Origin of the sequence: Micromonospora sp. WMMD735 (assembly GCF_049178995.1) — a bacterium.
Lineage (GTDB): Bacteria > Actinomycetota > Actinomycetes > Mycobacteriales > Micromonosporaceae > Micromonospora > Micromonospora wenchangensis.
The window spans coordinates 2842725-2864931 of record NZ_JBMHMJ010000002.1; the positions used below are offsets into that span (position 1 = coordinate 2842725).

Consider the following 22207-nt stretch of genomic DNA (forward strand, 5'->3'; position numbering starts at 1 on the left):
CGGCGGCGGCCGACGGACACGCTAGCGCTCCGGCCCGCCCGGCACATCCGGGTTGTCCCGCCGCAGGGTCAGGATCAGGTCGGCCACCAGCGCCGTCCACCCGGTCTGGTGCCAGGCCCCGAGGCCCGCGCCGTTGTCGCCGTGGAAGTACTCGGGGAACGCGATCAGGTCCCGCCAGTCGGGATGGGTCTGGAAGAGCTGACACGCGCCGTAGATCGGCCGGCGGCCCCAGCCGTCCCGGGTGAACAGGGAGATCAACCGGGCGGACAGGTCGTCGGCGATCTCGTCCAGGGTGCACTTGCGTCCCGACCGGGTCGGGTACTCCACCTGGAGGTCGTCGCCGAAGAACGCGGCGTAGTCGCGCAACGCGCTGATCAGCAGGAAGTTCGTCGGCATCCAGATCGGGCCGCGCCAGTTGGAGTTGCCGCCGAACAACCCGCTCGTCGACTCGGCCGGCTCGTAGCCGACGCAGAACTCCTGCCCGCCCAGGTCGACCGCGAACGGCTTGTCCAGGTGGGCCCGGCTCAGCGTGCGCAGGCCGTAGTCGGAGAGGAACTCGTCGGGGTCGAGCATCCGGGCCAGCAGCCGGACCACCTGCTCCGGGCCGACCATGGACAGCAGCCGCTGCTGGCGGCCGTCCGGGCCGAGCCGGCGGGCCCCGATCACGTCGGCGTACTCGGGCCGTTGGCTGAGGAACCAGCGTAACCGGGCCCCCAGCTCGGGCAGGCGTTGCAGGGTCCGCGCGGACAGCCGGGTGGTGGCCGCCAGCGGCAGCAGCCCCACCACCGAACGGACCTTCAACGGCACCTGGGTGCCGTCGGCGAGGCGCAGCACGTCGTAGAAGAACGCGTCCTCGGCGTCCCACAGGCCCTGCGAGTAGCCGGCGGCGGCGATGTAGGCGAAGTGCTCGAAGAACTTCGTCGCGGTGTCCACGTACGCCCGGTCGTGCTCGGCCAGCACGATCGCCATGTCCAGCAGGTTGAGGGCGTACATCGCCATCCAGCCGGTGCCGTCGGACTGCTCCAGCACCCCGGCCACCGGCAGCGCCGCCGAACGGTCGAACGGGCCGACGTTGTCCAGCCCGAGGAAACCGCCCTCGAACAGGTTGTTGCCGCCGGTGTCCTTGCGGTTGACCCACCAGGTGAAGTTCAGCAGCAGCTTGTGCATCACCCGGGCGAGGAACTCGTGGTCGCGCCCGCCGTCGATCTCGAACACCTTCAACGCCGCCCAGGCGTGCACCGGCGGGTTCACGTCACCGAACGCCCACTCGTACGCCGGGATCTGGCCGTTGGGATGCAGGTACCACTCGCGGAGCAGGAGCAGCACCTGCGCCTTGGCGAAGCCCGGGTCGACCCGGGCGATGGTGACGCAGTGGAAGGCCAGGTCCCAGGCGGCGTACCAGGGGTACTCCCACGGGTCCGGCATGGAGATCACGTCGAAGCTGGTCATGTGCCACCAGGCGCTGTTGCGCCCGTGCCGGCGGCCGGCCGGCGGCGTCGAGCCCGGGTCGCCCTCCAGCCACCGCTTGACGTCGAAGTGGTAGAACTGCTTGCCCCACATCAGCCCGGCGATCGCCTGCCGGGCCACCAGCGCCTCGTCGGCGCTGGCCGCCGCCGGGATCACCCCGGCGAAGAAGCGGTTCGCCTCGGCCCGCCGGGCCCACACCACCGCGTCGAAGCCGGCCCCCAGGTCGGCCGGGGGCGGCGCGGCGGTTCCGGGCGGCGGGGCGGTGCGGGTCAGCCGCAGCCGGATCTGCCGCTGCCCGCCGGCCGGCACGTCGAGCACGTAGTGCAGGGCGCCCTTGGTCCCCTCCCGGTCCGGGTTGACGGTGGCCGCGCCGGCCACCACGTGGTCGTTGATCCCGTCCTTCGGGTACGGCGAGCGGCCGGCCAGCCCCCACAGCCGCTCGGCGTTGGTGTCGTTGTCGCAGAGCAGCGGGACCGGCTCGCCGTCGCCCTCCAGCAGGAGCTGCCCCAGCACCCAGTGCTCGCCGACCAGCCGGGCACCGTCACCGGTCAGCCGGGGCACCCGGTCGGCGCCGGGCGGGCCCCAGGCCCAGGTGTTGCGGAACCACAGCGTGGGCAGCACGTGCAGGCTGGCCGCCTCGTCGGCCCGGTTGGCGACGGTGACCAGGATGCACAGGTCGGTCGGGGACGCCTTGGCGTAGTCGACGGTGACCGCCCAGTACCTGTCGTCGTCGAAGATGCCGGTGTCGACCAGCTCGTACTCGTTCTCGTCCCGGCCGCGCAGGGCGTTGACGGCGACCAGCTCGTCGTACGGGAAGGCGGCCTGCGGGTAGTGGTAGCGCCAGCGCATCCACGAGTGGGTGGGGGTGCTGTCGAGGTACCACCAGTATTCCTTCGCGTCCTCGCCGTGGTTGCCGCCGTCGCCGCCGAGGCCGAACATCCGCTCCTTGAGGATCGGGTCCACCCCGTTCCACAGCGCCAGCGCGAAGCAGAACGTCTGCCGGTCGTCGCAGACGCCCGCCATGCCGTCCTCGTTCCACCGGTAGGCTCTGGACCGCGCGTGGTCGTGGGGGAAGTAGTCCCACGCCGTGCCGTGCTCGCTGTAGTCCTCCCGTACCGTCCCCCACGCCCGCTCGGACAGATAGGGACCCCATGCGCGCCAGTCCTGCTCTCCGGCATCGGCCTGGGCGAGCCGGAGCCGCTCGGCGTCGGGGGACGGGGCGTCGGAGGGCGATCTGTCGGTGAACACCTGCACATTTTCGACGCCGACGGAGTACTTGACCACAGCGACCATTGTCGTCGTGGCGTGTTACACCTCGCCGCCACAGGAGGAAAGAAGTTGATCGAGTTCGGTTTCGGGCCGGGGGTCTGCGGTGAACCGGCCGCCGGGGCGACCCGGGAATGGCTGGTCACCGACGGTCTCGGCGGGTACGCCATGGGCACCGTGAGCGGGCTGCGGACCCGCCGCTACCACGCTCTGCTGGTGGTCGCCGGGGAGACCCCGGCGGCCCGTCGGGTGGGTCTGGTCAGCCTGGACCCGGCGGTGGTCCTGCCGTCCGGGGCCCGGGTCCGGCTCGGCGCACACGAGTGGAACTCCGGGGTGGTCGACCCGCGCGGCTACGAATACCTCGAACGGTTCGACCTGGTCGACGGGTTGCCGCGCTGGCGGTGGCGGATCGGCGACGTGGTGATCGAGCGGGAGCTGGCCATGACCCACGGCCGGTCCGCCGTGGCGGTGGTGCACCGGCTGGTGGCCGGCGGCCCGGTCCGGCTGGACCTCTCGGCCGCCTGCACCTGGCGCGACGCGCACGGCGAACGGCGGGCCGACGGCCCCACGCCCCGGGTGGAGCCGGCCGACGGCGGTGCGGTGGTCGAGGGCGCGTTCCGCCTCGCCGGCCCGGACTGGACGCCCGAGGGGCAGTGGTGGCTGGGCGTGCACCACCGCGAGGAGGCCGCCCGGGGGCTGCACCCCGACGAGGACCTGTGGTGCGCCGGGCGGTTCTCCGGCGCGCTGGAGCACCCCGGGGACACCGTGTCGGTGCTGGCCTGGGCCGGTGACCTGGCCGAGGAGCCGCCCCCGGCGACGCAGGTGGTGGCGGCGGCCCGGCGGCGGCACCGGGCGGTGGTGGCGGCGGCGAAACCGGCCGACGCGGTGGACGCGACCCTGGCGCTGGCCGCCGACGCGTTCGTGGTGCGTACCCCCGCCGGGCCGGACGTGGTGGCCGGGTACCCCTGGTTCGGTGCCTGGTCGCGGGACACCATGACCTCCTACGAGGGGTTGTTCCTGTGCACCGGGCGGGCCGACGAGGGGCGGGAGCTGCTGCGGGCGTACGCGGCGACGCTGTCGGAGGGGATGCTGGCGAACACCGCCGACACCGGTCGGGTGGAATACAACACGGTCGACGCGACACTGTGGTTCCTGCACGCGGTGGGCCGGCACGTCACCGTCACCGGCGACACCGACCTGGGCGACGAGCTGCTGCCGGCGCTGCACGGGGTGGTGCGGGCGCACCTGGCCGGCACCCGGTACGGCATCGCCGTCGACCCGGCCGACGGGCTGATCACCCAGGGCGGCACCCCGGGCACCGCGCTGACCTGGATGGACGCCCGGGTGTACGGGGTGCCGGTGACCCCCCGGGTCGGCAAGCCGGTCGAGGTGAACGCGTTGTGGGTCAGCGGGTTGGCCGGGTTGGCGGAGCTGACCGAGCTGGCCGGGCAGGACCCGGACGAGCTGTGGCGGCTGCACGACCGGGCGCGGGAGGCGTTCGGCAAGCGGTTCCCCACCCCGGCGGGCTGGCTGCACGACGTCGTGGACGCGCCGGCCCCGGCGTACCCGCTGGGTGGGGCGGCGCACCACGACGACGACCTGCTGCGCCCCAACCAGCTGCTCGCCTGGTCGCTGCCGTACGCGCCGTTGGAGCCGGACCCGGTGGCACTGCGGCGGGTGGCGGCCGGGCTGTTCACCCCGCTGGGGCCGCGCAGCCTCGCCCCCGACGCGCCGGAGTTCGCGCCCCGGCACCGGGGTGGCCCGGCGGAGCGGGACGGCGCCTACCACCAGGGCACGGTCTGGCCGTGGCTGGTCGGGCCGTTCGTCGAGGCGTACCGGAAGGCCGGACTGCCCACCGACGACCTGCTGGTCGGTCTGGTCGGACATCTGGGGGAGTTCGGCCTGGGCTCGGTGAGCGAGACGGCGGACGCCACCGCGCCGCACGCCGCCACCGGATGCCCGTTCCAGGCGTGGTCGGTGGCCGAGCTGCTGCGCGTCCGACGGGCCCGATAGGCACCCGTTACACACCGGCAACGGTGGCGTCTCCGCTGGTTATCCAGCAGTCGGCAGGATGGGCCCCGACCCCGGGCCGCGTACGGACACCCTCATGGTGTCCTACCGGCGCGCGCCCAGGACACCACCCGAAGGGGGCCGCATGTCACCGGACGCCAACGTGATCGACATCCACCCCGCCCGGCACCAGCGGGTGCTCATGCTGTCCTGGGAGTACCCGCCGGTGCTGGTGGGCGGCCTCGGCCGGCACGTGCACGCGCTGGCCACCGCCCTGGCCGCCGCCGGGCACGAGGTCACCGTGGTCACCCGGCACGCCGAGGGGGCGCCGCTTGAGGAGTACGCCGACGGCGTACGCGTCCTGCGCGCCCCCGAGGACCCGGTGACCTTCCCGCTGGCCACCGGCTCCCTGCTGGCCTGGACGATGGCGTTCAACCACACCCTGACCCGGACCGCCCTGCGGGCCGCCGACAGCGCCGGCTACGACGTCGTGCACGCCCACGACTGGCTGGTCGGGCACACCGCCGTCACCCTGGCCGAGCACCTCGACCTGCCGCTGGTCACCACCATCCACGCCACCGAGGCCGGCCGGCACCAGGGCTGGCTGCCCGGGGAGCTGAACCGCACCATCCACGGCGTCGAACACTGGCTCAGCAACGCCTCGGCCCGGGTGATCGCCTGCTCCGGCTACATGCGAGCCCAGGTCAGCCGGTTGTTCGACGTGCCGGCCGGGCGGGTCGACGTGGTGCCCAACGGGGTCGACGACCGGGCGTTCCGGGCCCGGCCCCGGGCGGTCGCCTCGGCCCGCGCCCGGTTCGCCGGGGACGGCCCGCTGGTCGGCTACGCCGGTCGGCTGGTCTACGAGAAGGGCGTGCAGCACCTCGTCGACGCCGTGCCCCACCTGCGCGACCGGCACCCGGGGCTGCGGGTGGTGATCGCCGGGGACGGCCCGTACAAGGACGAGCTGGTCGACCAGGTACGCCGGCTGCACGTCGGCGACAGCGTCCGGTTCACCGGCTTCCTCGACGCCGGGCAGCTCCCGGCGTTGCTCGCCGCCACCGACGCGACGGTCGTACCGAGCCTCTACGAGCCGTTCGGCATGATCGCCCTGGAGGCGGCGGCGGCCGGCGCGCCGCTGGCCGTGGCGAGCACCGGCGGGCTGGCCGAGATCGTCGAACCCGGGGTCACCGGGGTGACCTTCCCGCACAGCGACCCGGGCGCGCTGGCCGGGGCGGTCGACCGGCTCGTCGGCGACGAGGTCTTCGCCCGGCGGGTGGCCCGGCGGGCCCGCACCATGGTCGGCGAGCGGTACGGCTGGGCCGCCATCGCCGCGCGTACCGCGGGCAGCTACGCCACCGCCCGCCGCGACCACGACGGTTTCCAGGCCCGGCGGGCGGCGGGCCTGTTGGCCGGCGGTCGGCAACGGATCGCCATCCCCGAGGGCAACCTGCTGCAATGGGACGGCGCGGCCTGCTGACCGGATCGAGACCTGACAACCGATAGGTCCGCCCCGATCCATTGGCTACGGTGTACCTCGGCCGATGGTGAGGAGAACGGTGCAGCAGGTAGTGATCGCCGGCCGGTACCGCCTGTTGAAGATGGTGGGCCGGGGTGGCATGGGCCGGGTCTGGTTGGCCCGCGACGAGGTGTTGCACCGCGAGGTGGCGATCAAGGAGGTCGTCCCTCCCGCCTGGCTGGCCGACGACGAACGCGACGAGGTGCGGCTACGGACGCTGCGCGAGGCCCGCACCGCGGCCCGGCTCAACCACCCCAACGTGGTCCGGGTCTACGACGTGGTGCAGGTCGAGGAACGGCCGTGGATCGTGATGGAGTACGTCCTGTCCCGGTCGTTGCAGACGGTGCTGGACACCACCGGCCCGGTCGACCCGGTCCGCGCCGCCGAGATCGGGCTGGCGCTGCTGTCCGCGTTGCGCGCCGCACACTCCGCCGGGGTGCTGCACCGCGACGTGAAACCGCAGAACGTCCTGGTCGCCGACGACGGGCGGGTGATGCTCACCGACTTCGGGCTGGCCACCTTCGACGGCGGTGACGGGCTGATGACCCGCCCCGGGATGGTGCTCGGTTCCCCGCAGTTCGTCGCCCCCGAACGCGCCGCCGACGGGGTGTCCAGCGTGGAGGCCGACCTGTGGTCGCTCGGCGCCACCCTGCACGCCGCCGTCGAGGGCCGCTCCCCGTACGCCCGCAGCACCGCGATGGCCACCCTGGCCGCTCTGGCCACCTCCCCGCCGGACCCGGCCCCGCACGCCGGGCCGCTGCGTCCGGTGCTCGACGGGCTGCTGGTCCGCGACCCCCGGCACCGGATCCGCCACGACGAGGCCGCCCGTCGCCTGGAGGAGGTGACCCGGGTGACGCCCCGGCCCGAGCCGCCCACGGTGGTGCTGCCCGTCCCCCGTCCGATGGGTGTGGCCCGACCGACCCCGCCGCCCGGCACAGACGACCCGCCGGCACCCCCGCGTACCCGCGCGGACCTCGACGCCGAGCGGGACTGGGGACCACCGGGCCGCCGGGTCGCCGCCGACGCGGCCGAACGGCCCGTCTCCCCCACGGCCTCCGGTTCCCCCGGCCCCGAGCCGACCGGCCACCCGCAGGTGGCGGGCGCTCCCCCGGCCGCCGGGCCCGGCCGGGAGCCGGCCGAGGCGACCCCGCCCGGTCGGATCGTGGTCGGGTCGGGTGATCCGGCAGGCTACCCGCCGGGCCCTGGCGACACCGACGGTCGCGGCGGCGCACCGGCCGGCCCGACCATCTCCGACGCGAAGCCGGCCGCAGGTCGAATGACCGGCCCCGGACCGGGCGCAACCACCCCGGGCGGGCCCGGCGGGCGCGGGCCGGGACGCACCGGCGCGGGCGCGGGGTCACGGCGGGCGACCGGCACGGGCGGGCCGGTCGGGATGCTCGCCCGGCTGCCCCGCAGTGCCCGGGGCTGGATCCTCGCCGGGGTGACCATCGCGGTGGGGGCGACGGCCGGCATCGGCACCACCATGGCGATCAACGACGACGAGCACCGGGCCGCACCGGGGCACACCGACGCGCCGGCCAGCAGCACCCCCTCGACCCGCCCGTACGCCCCGCCGGCCGGTGGGCCGGGCCGGCCGGGTCCCCCGCCCGGCGCCCAGGACCTCGCCCCGCCACCGCTGCCGTGCCTGCGTCCCGACCCGGTCGGCACGCAGGTCACCGGCCGACCGGCGACCGTGGACGACGGTTTCCGTCCCCCGTCCGGCTGGACCTGGTACGACGGCGCAGGCTACCGGCTCGCCGTCCCGATCGGCTGGCTGCGTACCCAGGAAGGGCAGGTGGCCTGCTTCCGGGACCCGGGCAGCCGACGGACGCTGAGCGTGGAACCACTGCCCGGTGGTGGCGGCGGGGCGCTGGAACGACTCCAGGCCGAGGAACGCACCCAGCTCGGCTTCGGCGCCCTGCCCGGGTACGACAAGATCAAGCTGGCGGCGTTCGACGGCGACGGCGCCCAGTGGGAGTGCCGCTGGGACACCCCGTTCGGCGGCCGGGAGCACGGGGTCCGGCTGATCCCCGGCCGGGACCTGTCCGGATTCATGCTGAGCTGGTCGTCGGCGGACGAGGACTGGGACGACGCGACCGACGAGCTGACGGTGGTCCGGCAGAGCTTCCGGGGCCGGTCGACGGAGGTCACCTCGCCCACCTGACCCGCCCCGGCCCGCCGTCGGCCGCCGGCCGGCTTTTTGCGGGCCGGCCGGCGGGCGCTGCGCCCTGCGGATCCGTCGCCGCGAACACCGCGGTCACCGTGGATATCCTGGTGGCGGGGCAGCGAGGGGGAAACGTCGTGCACGAGCAGCGGGTCGCCGGGCGGTACCGGCTACTCGTTCTGGTCGGCACCGGCGGGATGGGCCGCGTCTGGTTGGCCCGCGACGAGATGCTGCACCGGGACGTCGCGGTCAAGGAGGTCGTCCCGCCGCACTGGCTCGCCGCGCACGAACGCGAGGAGCTACGGCTGCGCACGTTGCGCGAGGCCCGCACCGCGGCCCGGCTCAACCACCCCAACGTGGTCCGGATCTACGACGTGGTGCACGACGGTGACAACCCCTGGATCGTGATGGAGTACGTCCCGTCCCGCTCGCTGCAACAACTGCTCACCGAGGAGGGGCCGCTGCCCCCGCGCCGGGTCGCCCGGATCGGGTTGGCGGTGCTGGCCGCCCTGCGCGCCGCCCACACCGCCGGAGTGCTGCACCGCGACGTCAAGCCGCACAACGTCCTGGTCGCCGACGACGGGCGGGTGGTGCTCACCGACTTCGGACTGGCCACCTTCGACGGCGGTGACGGGGCGATGACCGGGCCGGGGATGGTGCTGGGCTCCCCGCAGTTCGTCGCCCCCGAACGCGCCCGCGACGGAGTGTCCAGCCCGCGTACCGACCTGTGGTCGCTGGGGGCCACCCTCTACGCGGCGGTGGAGGGACGGGCGCCGTACGCCCGGGGCAGCGCGATGGCGACGCTGAGCGCGCTGGCCACCGAGCCGCCCGACCCGACGCGCCGCGCCGGGGCGCTGCGCCCGGTGCTGGAGGGTCTGCTGCGCCGCGAACCGGAACGACGGCTCACCGCCGACGAGACGCAGACCCGGCTGAGCGCGGCGCTCGCGGCGACGCCCGCCACGCCGGAGGCGTCCACCCCGCCCGTGTCGCAGGCGTCCACCCCGCCCCCATCACGCCCCACGGTGGTGCCGGCCGGCGGGGACACCCCGCCGCTGCCGGCCGGAACGCCGCGTCGGCGGCGGCAGCGGACCGTCCTGGTCGCGGTGGCCGTCGCGGGCGCGCTGCTGGCCGGGTTCGGGGCGTCGGTCGCGCTGCGCGACGGCCCCGGTCCGTCGTCGACGCCGGGTGGTGGGGCCGGCACCGGGGCGGCCCGGCCGGGGGCCTTCCCGTGCGCCGCGCCCGCGCCGACCGACGCCGTCCCGGTCCGCTCCGCTCCGCCGCCGCCGGGTGAGCGCTTCGGACTGGTCGCGGGCTGGACCTGGTACACCGACCCGGACGGCTTCCGGATCGCCGCCCCGGCCGGGTGGCTGCGCTACACCGACGGCCCGGTGACCTGCCTGCGCGAGCCCGGTGGCCCCCGGGTGCTCAGCGTCGCCCCCGGCGTCGCCCCGGCCGACCCGGTCGCCCACTGGCGGGCCGAGGAACGCCGGCTCACCGACGACGGTCGGCTCACCGGCTACCGGCGGGTGGACATCTCCGCGCTGGACATGTTCCGTGGCGGCGCGCTGTGGGAGTGCGAGTGGACCGGCCCGACCGGAGCCCGGCTGCACACCGCCCGGCTGCTGGTCCGGGTCGCCCCGCAGCGGGCCTACACCGTCTCATGGCTGACAGACCAGTTCGACTGGCAGGTCAACGCGACATACTTCCTGATGATCCGGCAGAGCTTCCGTCCCGCCGCCTGACACCCTCCCCTGTGGACCGGCCGGGTTGTTGCCCTGGCGACGGCGGTTCTGACACAGTGGCGTAGCGTTGTCGATCAAGAAAACGGGGAGGGGCGAGGCGACATGATGGGACCGTCCCACGCGCTGTCGGGCGCTGCGGTGTGGCTGACCGGGTCGTGGGCACTGGACCACTTCGCCGACTACCACCAGTCGCCGCTCGCCCTGGCCGTCGGCACCGCCGTCTGCGCAGGTGGGGCGCTCTTTCCCGACCTCGACCTCTCCGGCAAGGTCACCCGCAACCAGGGCGGCGCGACGGTGGCCCGCACCTTCGGGGTGTTCTCGCTGTTCGTCGCCGAGGTGATGGAGAAGATCTCGCTCGGCGTCTACTACGCCACCAAGCTCAGCCGTGACCCGCGCCGCAACAACGGTCACCGCACCCTGACCCACACCATCCCGTTCACCGTGCTGGTCGGTTGGGGCACCACCGCGCTGTGCACCGCGTACGGCAAGTGGGCGGTGGTGAGCATCCTGTTCTTCATGATCGGGCTGGCGCTGCGCGGGCTGTTCGACGAGTGGGCAGAGCGGGCCGGCTGGGTGATCGTCACCCTCGTCTCGGCCGCCGCCGCCTGGTTCACCTTCGCCACCCTGCCCGGTGACCGGGGCTATCCGATGATCGGGCTGGCCGTCGGGGTGGGCTGTTTCGTGCACATCCTCGGCGACATGATCACCAAGGCGGGGGTGCCCATCCTCTGGCCGATCCCGATCAAACGCCGGATGTGGACGATGATCGGGCTACCGAACAGCATCGCGTTACGTACCGGCAGCAAGGCCGAGGTGGTGGTGCTGCGGACCGCGTTGACGGTGCTCTCCGTGCTCGCGGCCGTCGGCCTGGTCGCCCCGTCGGTGCTGCAACGGTTCAACATCGAGGTCTGACCGGGGCGCGCGAAACGCCGAACCAGCCGAACGTGGGACGGCCCGGGAGCGCTCCGCACGCCTACGATGCGTAGCATGTCGGCCGGCCCCGGGACCCGCCCCCTCGCCGGCTCCGGTCGCGGGCGGCTCCTCGCCGGCCTGCTGACACTGCTGTCGTTGGTCCTCTTCGCGGGCGTGCTCTGGGACGCCGGGTACGCCCGACTCTATCCGGCGGCACGCTTCCTGCACCGGCCGCTGCCCCTGCTCGGGCTCGCCACGCTGGCCGCGCTGGCGCTGGTGCTCGCCGGCTGGCTGGCCGCCCGGCGACCGCCCGCGACGACGGCGCTACGGTCGGCCGCGCTCGGCTGTGCGGTGCTGCTCGGCGTGGGCACCGGTGCGTGGGGCATGTACCGCACCGGTTTCGCCTCGACCGTCGAGCGGGACTCCACGCTGGCCGTCTCCCCCGACGGCCGGTACGCGGTGGTCCGGCTGGACACCCGCGACTGGAAGGACCTGCCGCACACCGAGCTGCGGGTACGCACCCGCGCCGGGCTGCTCAGCCACGACGCCGACCGGGAACTGGTCACCTGCCGCCACGCGCGTCCCCGGGAGCGGATCGACGCCGAGTTCGTCGGCGAGCGGACGGTCCGGGTCTCGCTGGTCGACCGGCCGGCGGTCACCGTCGCGTTCGACCGACGGCTACGCCCCCGGCACACCGTCGACATCTGCCGCCCGCCCGACAGCTGAGCGCGCTCAGACGCCGACCCGCTGGGGTGGCACGGTGAGGCCGTAGAGCGCCATCAGCTCCGGGGTGTCCACCCGGTTGCCGTCGGCCACCGAGTCGCAGGCGATGTCGACGATCTGGTCCTTGTGCGCCAGCAGATACGGTCGGGCGCCGATGTCGGCGCCGGCCAGGGTCGCGATGCCGGCCCAGTGCCGACGGCCGAACAGCATCGGGTACCCGCGCAGCCCGTCGTAGGTGGCGCAGGCCAGCACGTCCGGGTACGGCAGCGCGGCCACCCGCCGGATCGCCTCCGGGGTGAGACCGGGCATGTCGACGGGTACCACCACCACCGCCTCGACCCGTTCGTCGGCCAACGCGGCCAGGCCGGCCCGGATGGACGAGCCGACCCCGGCTCCCGAGGAACGGTTGACCACCACCGTGGCGGGGCTCAGGTCGGCCGCCGCCCGGACCTCGTCGGCCGCCGCCCCCAGCACCACCACCAGTTGCTCACAGCCGGCCGCGACCATCGTGTCGATCATGCAGCTGACCAGCAGCCGGTCCCCCCGACACAGCAACGCCTCGGGGCTGCCGAGCCGCCGCCCCCCACCCGCCGCGATGATCATTCCTGCGATACGCACACCGGGTGCAACGAGCCCCCGGGAGATGAGTGTCGGCACGAAACGGATATTTCACGCGTATACCCTGAACCCAACCACCCACCCCACCCACTCCGCCCACCCGCCCCGCCCCACCCCCGCCCGCCCCGGTGATCAAGAGGTTTGCGTCATCGCGAGCGGCGAATCTGACGCGAACCTCTTGATCACCGGGCGCCGACACCGCAACGGGGCCGGGTGAGGGGTGAGGGGGTGCGGGGAGTCAGGCTTGGGCGTAGGTGGTGACGGTGGAGAGGTCGAGGGGGAAACGCACGGGGGTCGGGCCGAACAGCAGCGCCGAGGCGCGCGCTCCGGCGCGGCGGACCGCGTCGGCCACCGGCTCGGCCAGCTCGGCCGGGCAGTGCACGATCACCTCGTCGTGCTGGAAGAAGACCAACTCCCCGCCCACCACGGCCAGCTCCGCCCGCAGCGAGGCGAGCAGCGTCGAGGCCCACTCGGCGGCGGTGGCCTGGATGACGAAGTTACGGGTGAACCGGCCCCGGGAGCGGGCCGCCCGCGCCCGGGGCGAACGCGGGTCCGCCCCGACGTCCGGGTCCACCGGGGCGTCGTCGGCGTCGCCGGACCCGACCGTCCCCGGCGGGCAGGTCCGGCCCAGCCAGGACCGGACCAGGCCACCCGCCTCCCCGGTACGCGCCGCCGCCTCCAGGTAGCCGAAGGCGGTCGGATAGCTGCGCTTGAGCACCGCCAGGGCCGGCAGCGCCCCACCCCCGGTCTGCCCGTACATCGCGCCGAGCAGGGCGAGCTTGGCGCGGGCCCGGTCACCGCCGAAGGAGTCCTGGGCCAGCGCCGCGTAGAGGTCGCCGGCCGCCCCGGCGGTGGCCAGCCGGGCGTCACCGGAGACCGCGGCGAGCACCCGGGGCTCCAACTGACCGGCGTCGGCCACCACCAGCCGCCACCCCGGATCGGCCACCACCGCCCGCCGGATCACCTTCGGGATCTGCAACGCGCCGCCACCCCGGGTCGCCCACCGGCCGGAGACCACCCCGGCCGGGACGTACTCCGGGCGGAACCGGCCGTCGGAGACCCACGCGTCCCGCCAGGCCCAGCCGTGCGCCGTCCAGATCCGGTACAGCTCCTTGTATTCGAGCACCAGCGGGACGGCCGGATGGTCGACGCCGCGCAGCACCCAGGCCCGGGTGTTGGGCAGCTGCACACCGACCCGGGCGAAGGCGCGCAGCAGCTCCGCCGAGGAGTCGATGTGCAGCTGACGGACGCCGAACGCCTCGGCGACCCGGGCGGCCAGCTCGGCCAGCCGCCGGGGCGGCCCACCCACCGGCGACGCCTCGCCCAGCAGCTCGGCGAGGATCTCGTCGTGCACGTCGGCACGCCAGGGCAGCCCGACGGCGGCCATCTCCACCGCGATCAGGGCACCGGCCGACTCGGCGGCCACCAGCAGCCGGAACCGGCCGGGATGGGCGGTGGCGGCGACCCGGCCGCGCTGGTCGGCGTACACCCGGGTCAGGGCGTCGATGCCGGGGGCCGGCGGGCCGACGACGGCCTCGAAGAGCGCGGCCTGCCCGTGCCCCGGCGGCGCGGCCGGCCGGGGCGGCGGGTCGGGTGGGACGGCGGCCCCGGTGAGCCGGGCGTACGCGGCGGCCAGCGAGCGGGGCTCACCCCAGCGCCCGGCATGGCCCAGCAGCAGCCCCTCGGTCAGCTCGATGTCGTGGCAGCGCTCGACCCGCACCCCGGCGCGCAGCAGGGTCGGGTAGAGCGTCGCACCGGACGCCCAGACCCAGCGGGGGTGCTCGGCCGCCTCGCGGGCGGCCACGGCGGCGGGCAGGTCGTCGACCGGCTCGACGGGCCCGGCCGGGTGACCGGCGGCGTCCAGCGGTTGGAGGACGCCACCGCCCCGCTCCCCCGCCGCCACCGCCAGCACCGCCACGACCCGATTGTGCCCCGCCCCTGTGACACCCCGACCCGGATCACCCGTCGGGGCGCTGCGGGTCACCGGCGGGGTGGCGGGGTGAGGCGGCCCCGCCACCCCGACCGGTCACTTGACCGCGCCGGAGGTCAGACCGGACTGGATCTGCCGCTGGAAGATCGCGTACACGATGATCATCGGAAGGATGGCGATGGTCAGCGCGGCGAACAGGCCCGACCAGTCGGCCTCGTAACCGGCGTTGACCGAGATGTCGGCGATGCCCTGGGTGAGCACCCACTTGTCCTTGGCGTTGGAGAGCAGCACCAGGGGCAACTGGTACTGCGCCCACTGCCCGATGATGTTGAAGATCGCCACGCTGATCAGGCCCGGCTTCGCCATCGGCAGCATCACCTGGAAGAACAGCCGGGTGTGCGAGCAGCCGTCGATCATGCCGGCCTCGGCCACCGAGTTCGGCAGCGTCCGGAAGAACGCGGCCAGGAAGAAGATGGTGAACGGCAGCGAGTAGGCGATGTAGACCAGGATCACGCCGGTGTGGGTGTCCAGCAGGCCCAGGTTGCGGACCACGAAGAACAGCGGCACCAGCGCCAGGAAGACCGGGAAGGCCAACCCGGAGACGAACAGGTAGTAGATCGCCCGGTTGCCCCGGAACTTGTACCGGGCCAGCACGTACGCGGCCATCGAACCGAACAGCATGGTGCCGAAGGTGCTGCACGACACCACGAAGACGCTGTTGAGGAAGTAGCGGCCGACGTGCGCCTTGGTCCAGGCCCGGCCGAAGTTCTCCCAGCGCAGCTCCGCCGGCAGCGTCCACGGGCTGCTGAAGATCTCGCCGGTGTTCTTGAACGCGGCCAGGAACGTCCAGAGGATCGGCACGATGACGATCACCGCCCAGACGGCGAGCGCCAGCTGACCGAGCCCGCTGAACAGTCGTACCTCGTGGTGCTCGCCCCGGCCCCTGCGGGTGCGGGCGGCGGGCCGGCCGGGCGGGGTGTCCGCCGCGGCCGGCGGCAGCGTCGTCTGTGCGGCCATCTCAGTACTCCACGCTTTCCCGCTTGGTCAACCGCAGCGTCAGCGCCGCGAACGTGAGGGTGAGGAAGAACAGCGCCACACCCATCGCCGAGGCGTAGCCGTACTTCGAGTAGACGAAGGCGTTGCGGTAGATCTCCACCGCCAGCACCGTCGTCGCGCCGTCCGGGCCGCCGCTGTCCACCGAGAGCACCGCGACGATGGCGAACGCGTCGAACGCGGCGATACCGAGGTAGACCCAGGCCACCTGGAGGGTGTCCCAGAGCAGCGGCAGGGTGACCCGGAAGAACAGCATCACCTTGCTCGCCCCGTCCATCTCGGCCGCCTCGTAGATCTCACCCGGGATCGAGGCCATCCCGGCCGAGAAGAGCACCACGTAGAAGCCGACGGCCTGCCAGACCAGCACCGCGATGATCGACCACAGGGCCAGGTTCGGCCGGACCAGGAACAGCACCGGGTCCAGCCCGAACTTCATCAGCACGCCGTTGATCAGGCCGGACTCGTTGGGCCGGTAGACCATCTGGAACAGCACCGCGATGATGGCCACCGCCAGGACCTGGGGGAAGAAGAACACCACCCGGTAGAACTTCGACCCCCGGACCCCCTGCCGCTGACCGCCCACGCTGCGTCCGCCCACGTTGAGCAGGAAGGCGAAGAACAACGCGATGGCGATCGTGATCAGCGGCAGGGCAAGCAGCAGTACGCCGTGGTGCTGGACCGCCTGCCAGAAGCGCCCGTCGTCGAGCAGCCGCCGGTAGTTGTCGAAGCCCACCCACTGCGGGGCGGACAGCCCCCGCCAGTTGGTCATCGAGATCTGGAACGCCTGCGCGTACGGTGCGATGACGAAGACCACGTACAGCGTGACCGGGGCGAACAGGAACCCGATCACGAACGGATACTTGCCGTGCCGCATGATCCCGCTTCTCCGCTCGGTCAGCGCGTGAACTTGGCGACGGAGCTGTCCTTCTTGATGGCGTCGGCCCGCTTCTGGATCCGCTCCACGAAGGCGTCGGCCTTGATCCGGCCGAACATCAGCTCGTTGGTGGCGGTGCGCGCCTCGGTGTCCAGCTCCTTGTACCAGCCGTCGAAGTACAGGTTGAACACGTCCTTGCCGGCGGCGGCGAGGGCGGCCTGGGAGCTGGCCACGCCGGGCGGGAAGGCGAAGCCGGCGCTGCCGGCGGTGACCACGGTCGGGGCCTTGACCACCTCGGTGAAGCCCTTCGCACCGGCGACCGAGAGCATCTGGCGCATGTACTCCAGACCACCGCGCGGGTTCTTGCTCTTGGCCGAGACGAAGTAGCCCTCACCGGCGGTGGCCCGCACGGCGGTCGCCGGCAGCTTGTCCGAGCCGGTGAGGCTCGGCACCGGCATGAGCTGGTACTCGAAGCCGGCCGGGGTGTCCTTCTTCTGCTCGCCCTCCAGCCAGTCGCCGCTGGGGTAGAGGGCCAGCTTGTACTGGTTCTGCCGCAGCTGTACGTCGGTGTGCTTGAGCCCCTCGAAGCTCTTGTCGACGTACTTCGCGCCGATCTCCTCCCACGCCTGCGCCGCCTGCTTGACGGCGTCCTGCTGCCAGGCGCCGTCCTCCAGGTTGTCGATGTTCTTGAGCACGTCGGTGCCGCCGATCTTCGCGGCGTGGGTCAGGATCACGTTCCACTGGTAGTAGGCCGCGTTCGCCCCGGCGTAGCCGTACGGGGTGATGCCCTTGGACTTGATGCCGTCGAGCAGGGCGGTGAACTCCGACCAGGTCTTCGCGGGCGCCCAGCCGTTCTCCTTGAACAGCTTGCCCGAGTACCAGATGCCGAAGACGGTGGAGACGTAGTACAGCACGTACGGCTTGCCGTTGAACGAACCCGCCTCGACCGTGCCGGGCACGACGGTGTCGCGGACCTTCTTGTTCGGGTCGTCGACCGACGGGGCGTCCCACAGCTCGGTGAGGTCCATCAGCTGCCCGTCGGCGACCAGCGAGCCGAAGTCGATCAGCTTCTCGCCCGAGTTGTTCACGAACTCCGGCGGGTTGCCCGAGGCGAACCGGGGCTGGAGCACGGTGGAGACCGCCTGGGTGGACTGGTGCTTGATCTCCGCCTTGGGGAACGCCTTCTTGTACAGCGGCTCGTGCACGTCGGTGGCGTACTTCTCGCCGTAGCCGCCGTTGAAGATGACCACCTCCAGCGGGGCGTCCTCGGCGACACCCAGCGGGTTGGCGGCGCTCTTGGTGCCCTCCTCGGCCTTGGTGGTGGTCTCGTCGGAGCCGCTGGTGGCGCAGGCGCCCAGCAGGCTGACCACCGGCGTGGCGAGCAGGCCCGCCGCGGCGGTCCGGCCCAGCAGGGTGCGCCGGCTCAGCGCGGCGGGGGTCTCGGGGGTATTCGACATCGTCGTCTCTCCTTGGGTGTCCGGGTCAGGCGGTGCGCCGGAGACGCCCGGCGTACCGCGACTCGAGGGCGAGGTTGTGCGCGTCCCCACCGGGGACGTTGGCGGAGAGGTAGATAGGGGGTACCTCTCCGGCCTGGTGGAACCGTCGGACGACCTCCGCGGTCACCAGTTGCGCCAGCAGCGCGGAGGTGACCGAGGAGACCGCACAGACCGCGCCGCCGCCCTCCAGCGGCAGCAGTGCGTCGCCGTACGGCGCGCCGTTGTCCAGCACGACGTCGGCGAGTTCGGCGAGTCGACGCCCGGACGGGTGGCGGGGTGCGACCCGTGCGGTGTGCGCGACCGAGGTGACCGCGATGAGCGGATGGCCGTGCCCGGTGACCAGCGTCGCCAGCTCGACCACCGAGCCGTTGATGCCGGACTGCGAGGCGATCAGGAAGACGTCGGCCGGCTGCGGCCGGGCCAGCGGGTAGAGCTGGTGGGCCACGGCCGGGTCGCGTTCCAGCTTGGGGTCGGTGAGCACGTCGCGCGGGGCGTCGCCGTGCAGCACCAGGTCGTGCAGGCCGATCCGGTTGGTGGGGACCAGGCCGCCGGCGCGGGCCACCAGCTCGGCGGCGAACGCCTCGGAGTGGCCGGCCCCGAACGCCTGGAGCACCCCGCCGGCCCGCAGGCTGGCCGCGATCAGGTCGGCGGCCCGGCCGATCGCCTCGGCCTGGGTGTCGAGCAGCCGGTCGAGGACGGGCCGGACGGCCCGCGCGTACCCCTGGGCACTGATCATGAGGTGGTCCCCTTCGCGGCCTTGTGCCCCTGCACGGCCTGGGCGGTACGCCGGAAGGCCGCGTGGGCGCGGTCGTGGGTGCGCTGCGCCACGGCGATGTAGAGCAGGTCGAGCACGACGAGTTGGGGGTGCCGGGCGGACAGCGCGTCCGGCCGGAAGGTGGTGGCCTGGCTGGCGGTGAGCAGGACGATGTCGGCCAGTTCGGCGAGCGGCGAGCGCGGGAAACCGGTCAGCGCCACGGTGGTGGCCCCCCGACTGCCCGCCTCGGCGAGCATCTCGATGGTCTCCCGGGTCTGCCCGGTGTGCGAGATGCCCAGCGCCACGTCGCCGGGGCCGAGCAGCGCGGCGCTGGCCAGCCCCTCGTGCACGTCGCTCCAGGCCCACGCGGCGACCCCGATGCGGTGCAGGCTGAACTGCATCTCCTCGCCGACCAGCGCGCTGCCGCTGGCCCCGAAGATGTTGACCCGGGCGGCGCCGGCGATGGCGACGGCGGCCCGTTCGACCTCGGCGAGGTCGAGCAGGGTGGCGGTGTCGTGCATGGCCCGGGTGTCGGCGGCCATGATCTGGTCGAGCACCCGTTCCAGCGGGTCGCCGGGCTGGATCTCCCGCCCGATGTCGACGGTCCAGCCGGCCGAGCGGGCCCGGCCGGTCTCGGAGGCGATGCCCAGGCGCAGGTCGGCGTAGCCGTCGAAGCCCATCGCCCGGCAGAACCGGGTGATGGTCGCCGGTGAGGTGCCGCTGCGCTCGGCCAGCTCGACGATGGTGGCGCGGGCCGCTGCCTCCGGGTCGGCGAGCACCTGCTCGGCGACCCGGCGCAACGCTCCCGTCAGCTCGCCCGCGCCGGCCCGGACCCTGGCCAGCACCCCGTCCGCGCCGCGCCGGTCGACGGGCTCGGCATCGACCACCGCGGTCGCCGCGGTGGTGTCCGTCTCGAGCTCGGCCATCGACACGCCTTTCGGAAAAGAGTGTTAACTGTTAGTGGTAAAAGTTCTTACTGAAGGCCCCTTCCTGTCAAGACCATGGGCGAAGTTTTCAAACTGTTACCTGGCGCGCGGCCCGCTCCCGACCCCCGGTCTTGCCCTGGAGCACCGCACCGACCAGCATGGACACCCCCGAACCAGCGCACCCCCGGGAGGCCCGCGAGGATGTCCGGCACCGTCGTGGTCGGCCTCGACGTCGGGGGTACGTCCACCCGGGCCACCGCCCTGACCCTCACCGGCGAACGCCTCGGCACCGGCCGGGCCGGCGGCGGCAACCCCACCAGCCACGGCGCGGAACGGGCCGCCGTCGAACTGTCGACCGCACTACGCGAGGCGCTGCGCGCGGTCGACCCGACCCGGGTCCGCGCCGGGGCCGTCGGACTGGCCGGGGCCGGCCGGTTGCGCGCCGACCCGGCCGGCCGGGCCGCCTTCGACCGGGCCTGGTCGGACGCCGGCCTGCGCTGCCCGTACGCGGTGCACAGCGACGCCCTCGTCGGCTACGCCTCCGGCACCGCCGCCCCCGACGGCACGATCCTGATCGCCGGCACCGGGGCGATCGCCGCCCAGGTGTGCGACCTGCGACTGGACCGGATCGCCGACGGGCACGGCTGGCTGCTCGGCGACGCCGGCTCCGGCTTCTGGCTGGGCCGCGAGGCGGTCCGGGCGCTCCTGGCCGACCTGGACACCGGCACCGCGCCCGGCCCGTTCGGCCGGCGGCTGCTCGGCGAACTGACCGGCACGACCGGGGTGGCCGCCCGCCCCCGGGACACCGTCGACGCGGTGGTCCAGGCGGTCACCCGTCGACCGCCCGTGGAACTCGCCCGGTTCGCCCCGCTGGTCGTCGACGCCGCCGTCGCCGGTGACCCGGTGGCGGCCGGGCTGCTCCGCCGGGCCGCCACGCACCTGGTCGACAGCGCCGCCCGGGTCCGTCCGACCGACGCGGCGACCCCGCTGGTGCTCGGCGGCGGGCTGCTCACCGGCCACACCCCGCTCGGCGCGGCGGTCCGCGCCGAGGCCGGCCGCCGCTGGCCGCACGCCCCGGTCCACCCGGCCGGGGACGGCGCGGCCGCCGCCGCCTGGCTGGCCGCCCGCACCCTGCCCGGGGTCACCGACCCGGTGGCCCTGCACGCGTTGCTGGTCCCGTCGACCGGCTGACCCCTGATCGTTGTCGGTCAGGCAGCGTGCCCCGGCCGGGTCAGGTCTGGGTGGGGAAACCGAGGTTCACCCCGCCGTGGCGCGGGTCGGGCCACCGGCTGGTGACCACCTTGCCCCGGGTGAAGAACCGCACCCCGTCCTCGCCGTGGGCGTGCAGGTCACCGAAGAGGGACGCCTTCCACCCGCCGAACGAGTAGTACGCCATCGGCACCGGGATCGGCACGTTGATCCCCACCATGCCCACCTCCACCTCGTGCTGGAAGCGCCGGGCCGCCCCGCCGTCGTTGGTGAAGACCGCCGTGCCGTTGCCGTACGGGTTGGCGTTGACCAGGGCCACCGCCGCGTCGTACGAGTCGACCCGGACGACACCGAGCACCGGGCCGAAGATCTCGTCGGTGTAGATCGACATGTCCGGGGTGACCCGGTCGAAGAGCGTCGGACCCAGCCAGAACCCGCCCGGGTCCCCGTCCGGCACCACGTCCCGACCGTCCACCACCGGCACCGCACCCGCCGCCACCCCGGCCTCGACGTACCCGCGTACCCGGGCGGCGTGCGCGGCGGTCACCAGCGGCCCCATGTCGCAGCCCCGCCGCCCGTCGCCGGTACGCAGCCCGGCCATCCGCGCCGCGATCCGTGCCACCAGGGCGTCGGCGACCGGCTCCACGGCCACCAGCGCGGAGATCGCCATGCACCGCTCGCCCGCCGAGCCGAACCCGGCGTTGACCGCCGCGTCGGCGGCCAGGTCCAGATCGGCGTCCGGGAGCACCACCAGGTGGTTCTTCGCCCCGCCGAGGGCCTGCACCCGCTTGCCGGTGAGCGTCGCGCGCCGGTGCACGTGCCGGGCGACCGGGGTGGAACCGACGAACGACACGGCCCGCACGTCGGGATGGTCCAGCAGGGCGTCGACCGCCTCGGCGTCGCCGTTGACCACGTTGAGCACCCCGGCCGGCAGACCCGCCTCGACGAACCACTCGGCCAGCAGCAGCGCCGCACCCGGGTCCTTCTCGCTCGGCTTGAGCACCACCGCGTTGCCGCAGGCCACCGCCACCGGCACGAACCACAGCGGCACCATCACCGGGAAGTTGAACGGCGAGATCACCGCCACCACCCCCAGCGGCTGCCGCAGGCTGTACGAGTCGACCCCGGTGGAGACGTTCTCGCTGAACCGTCCGCGCAGCGCCGAGGCGATGCCGCAGGCGTACTCGATCACCTCCAGGCCACGCTGCACCTCGCCGGCGGCGTCGGCGAGCACCTTGCCGTGCTCGGCGGTGATCACCTCGGCGAGCCGGTCCCGGCGGGCGTGGACCAACTCCCGGAAGGCGAACAGCACCGCCGTGCGCCGGGCCAGCGAGGCGTCCCGCCAGCTCCGGGCGGCCCGCCCGGCGGCCCCGACCGCCACCGCGACGTCCGCCGCGTCGGCCAGCGCCACGAGGCCGGTGCGCCGACCGGTCGCCGGGTCGAACACGTCCCCGTGCCGGCCGGAGGTCCCGTCGATCCGCGCACCGTCGACGAAGTGCCCGATCCGGGCAGCGTCCACCGTGGGCGCGGCCTGCGGGCCGGGTGAC

The 22207-nt window shown here is 73.8% G+C and carries 16 protein-coding genes; 7 read left to right on the forward strand and 9 right to left on the reverse strand.

The window, feature by feature from the left end:
• Window positions 1–21 precede the first annotated feature (21 nt).
• Window positions 22–2760: an MGH1-like glycoside hydrolase domain-containing protein gene (locus ACN268_RS11880; RefSeq protein WP_421483260.1), complete on the reverse strand. Its 2739-nt coding sequence runs from the start codon at window positions 2758–2760 to the stop codon at window positions 22–24.
• A gap of 45 nt (window positions 2761–2805) precedes the next feature.
• Between ACN268_RS11880 and ACN268_RS11885 the strand changes: the two genes are divergently transcribed.
• The 6 genes from ACN268_RS11885 (at window position 2806) to ACN268_RS11910 (ending at window position 11803) form a co-directional block, all read left to right on the forward strand.
• On the forward strand, window positions 2806–4746 hold the full coding sequence (locus tag ACN268_RS11885; protein WP_421483261.1) for an amylo-alpha-1,6-glucosidase: 1941 nt from the start codon (window positions 2806–2808) through the stop codon (window positions 4744–4746).
• Window positions 4747–4888: 142 nt separating this feature from the next.
• Entirely contained in the window at window positions 4889–6220 is a 1332-nt protein-coding gene (locus ACN268_RS11890; protein ID WP_421483262.1) for a glycosyltransferase family 4 protein, read from the forward strand.
• A gap of 121 nt (window positions 6221–6341) precedes the next feature.
• Window positions 6342–8423 carry a protein kinase domain-containing protein gene (locus ACN268_RS11895; protein ID WP_421486864.1) on the forward strand — a complete coding sequence of 694 codons (2082 nt, stop codon included), beginning with the start codon at window positions 6342–6344 and terminating at the stop codon, window positions 8421–8423.
• Between the two features lie 137 nt (window positions 8424–8560).
• A complete protein-coding gene (locus tag ACN268_RS11900; protein ID WP_421483263.1) occupies window positions 8561–10165 on the forward strand; it encodes a protein kinase domain-containing protein in 1605 nt (534 codons plus the stop codon).
• Window positions 10166–10267: 102 nt separating this feature from the next.
• On the forward strand, window positions 10268–11077 hold the full coding sequence (locus ACN268_RS11905; protein WP_421483264.1) for a metal-dependent hydrolase: 810 nt from the start codon (window positions 10268–10270) through the stop codon (window positions 11075–11077).
• 75 nt (window positions 11078–11152) lie between these two features.
• Window positions 11153–11803, forward strand: a complete 651-nt coding sequence (locus ACN268_RS11910; RefSeq protein WP_421483265.1) for a hypothetical protein — start codon at window positions 11153–11155, stop codon at window positions 11801–11803.
• A 6-nt stretch (window positions 11804–11809) separates the two neighbouring features.
• On the opposite strand, the gene ACN268_RS11915 is transcribed toward ACN268_RS11910, so the two are convergent.
• The 7 genes from ACN268_RS11915 to ACN268_RS11945 all read right to left on the reverse strand — a co-directional run bounded on the left by ACN268_RS11915 (window position 11810) and on the right by ACN268_RS11945 (window position 19451).
• On the reverse strand, window positions 11810–12403 hold the full coding sequence (locus tag ACN268_RS11915) for a nucleotidyltransferase family protein (RefSeq protein WP_421486865.1): 594 nt from the start codon (window positions 12401–12403) through the stop codon (window positions 11810–11812).
• Between the two features lie 253 nt (window positions 12404–12656).
• Window positions 12657–14336, reverse strand: coding sequence for a bifunctional 3'-5' exonuclease/DNA polymerase (locus ACN268_RS11920; RefSeq protein WP_421483266.1), 1680 nt, complete (start codon window positions 14334–14336; stop codon window positions 12657–12659).
• Between the two features lie 108 nt (window positions 14337–14444).
• Window positions 14445–15365 (reverse strand): carbohydrate ABC transporter permease, encoded by a 921-nt coding sequence (locus ACN268_RS11925; RefSeq protein WP_204959072.1) that lies wholly within the window; start codon window positions 15363–15365, stop codon window positions 14445–14447.
• A 1-nt stretch (window position 15366) separates the two neighbouring features.
• Complete coding sequence (locus ACN268_RS11930; RefSeq protein ID WP_204926174.1) at window positions 15367–16275, reverse strand: carbohydrate ABC transporter permease; 909 nt, start codon at window positions 16273–16275, stop codon at window positions 15367–15369.
• A 20-nt stretch (window positions 16276–16295) separates the two neighbouring features.
• Window positions 16296–17732 (reverse strand): N-acetylglucosamine/diacetylchitobiose ABC transporter substrate-binding protein, encoded by a 1437-nt coding sequence (ngcE, locus tag ACN268_RS11935; RefSeq protein ID WP_088645681.1) that lies wholly within the window; start codon window positions 17730–17732, stop codon window positions 16296–16298.
• A gap of 25 nt (window positions 17733–17757) precedes the next feature.
• Window positions 17758–18507, reverse strand: coding sequence for a sugar isomerase domain-containing protein (locus tag ACN268_RS11940; protein WP_088645680.1), 750 nt, complete (start codon window positions 18505–18507; stop codon window positions 17758–17760).
• Window positions 18504–19451: a MurR/RpiR family transcriptional regulator gene (locus ACN268_RS11945; protein WP_145920787.1), complete on the reverse strand. Its 948-nt coding sequence runs from the start codon at window positions 19449–19451 to the stop codon at window positions 18504–18506. Before ACN268_RS11945 ends, ACN268_RS11940 begins: the two co-directional genes overlap by 4 nt.
• 201 nt (window positions 19452–19652) lie before the next feature.
• Here ACN268_RS11945 and ACN268_RS11950 point away from each other — a divergent pair, with 201 nt between their 5' ends.
• Window positions 19653–20642, forward strand: coding sequence for an N-acetylglucosamine kinase (locus ACN268_RS11950; RefSeq protein ID WP_421483267.1), 990 nt, complete (start codon window positions 19653–19655; stop codon window positions 20640–20642).
• 40 nt (window positions 20643–20682) lie between these two features.
• Here ACN268_RS11950 and ACN268_RS11955 read toward each other — a convergent pair whose 3' ends face one another.
• The gene (locus tag ACN268_RS11955; protein ID WP_421486866.1) at window positions 20683–22164 is read right to left on the reverse strand and encodes a CoA-acylating methylmalonate-semialdehyde dehydrogenase; all 1482 of its coding nucleotides are present in this window, start codon (window positions 22162–22164) and stop codon (window positions 20683–20685) included.
• Window positions 22165–22207: the final 43 nt, after the last annotated feature.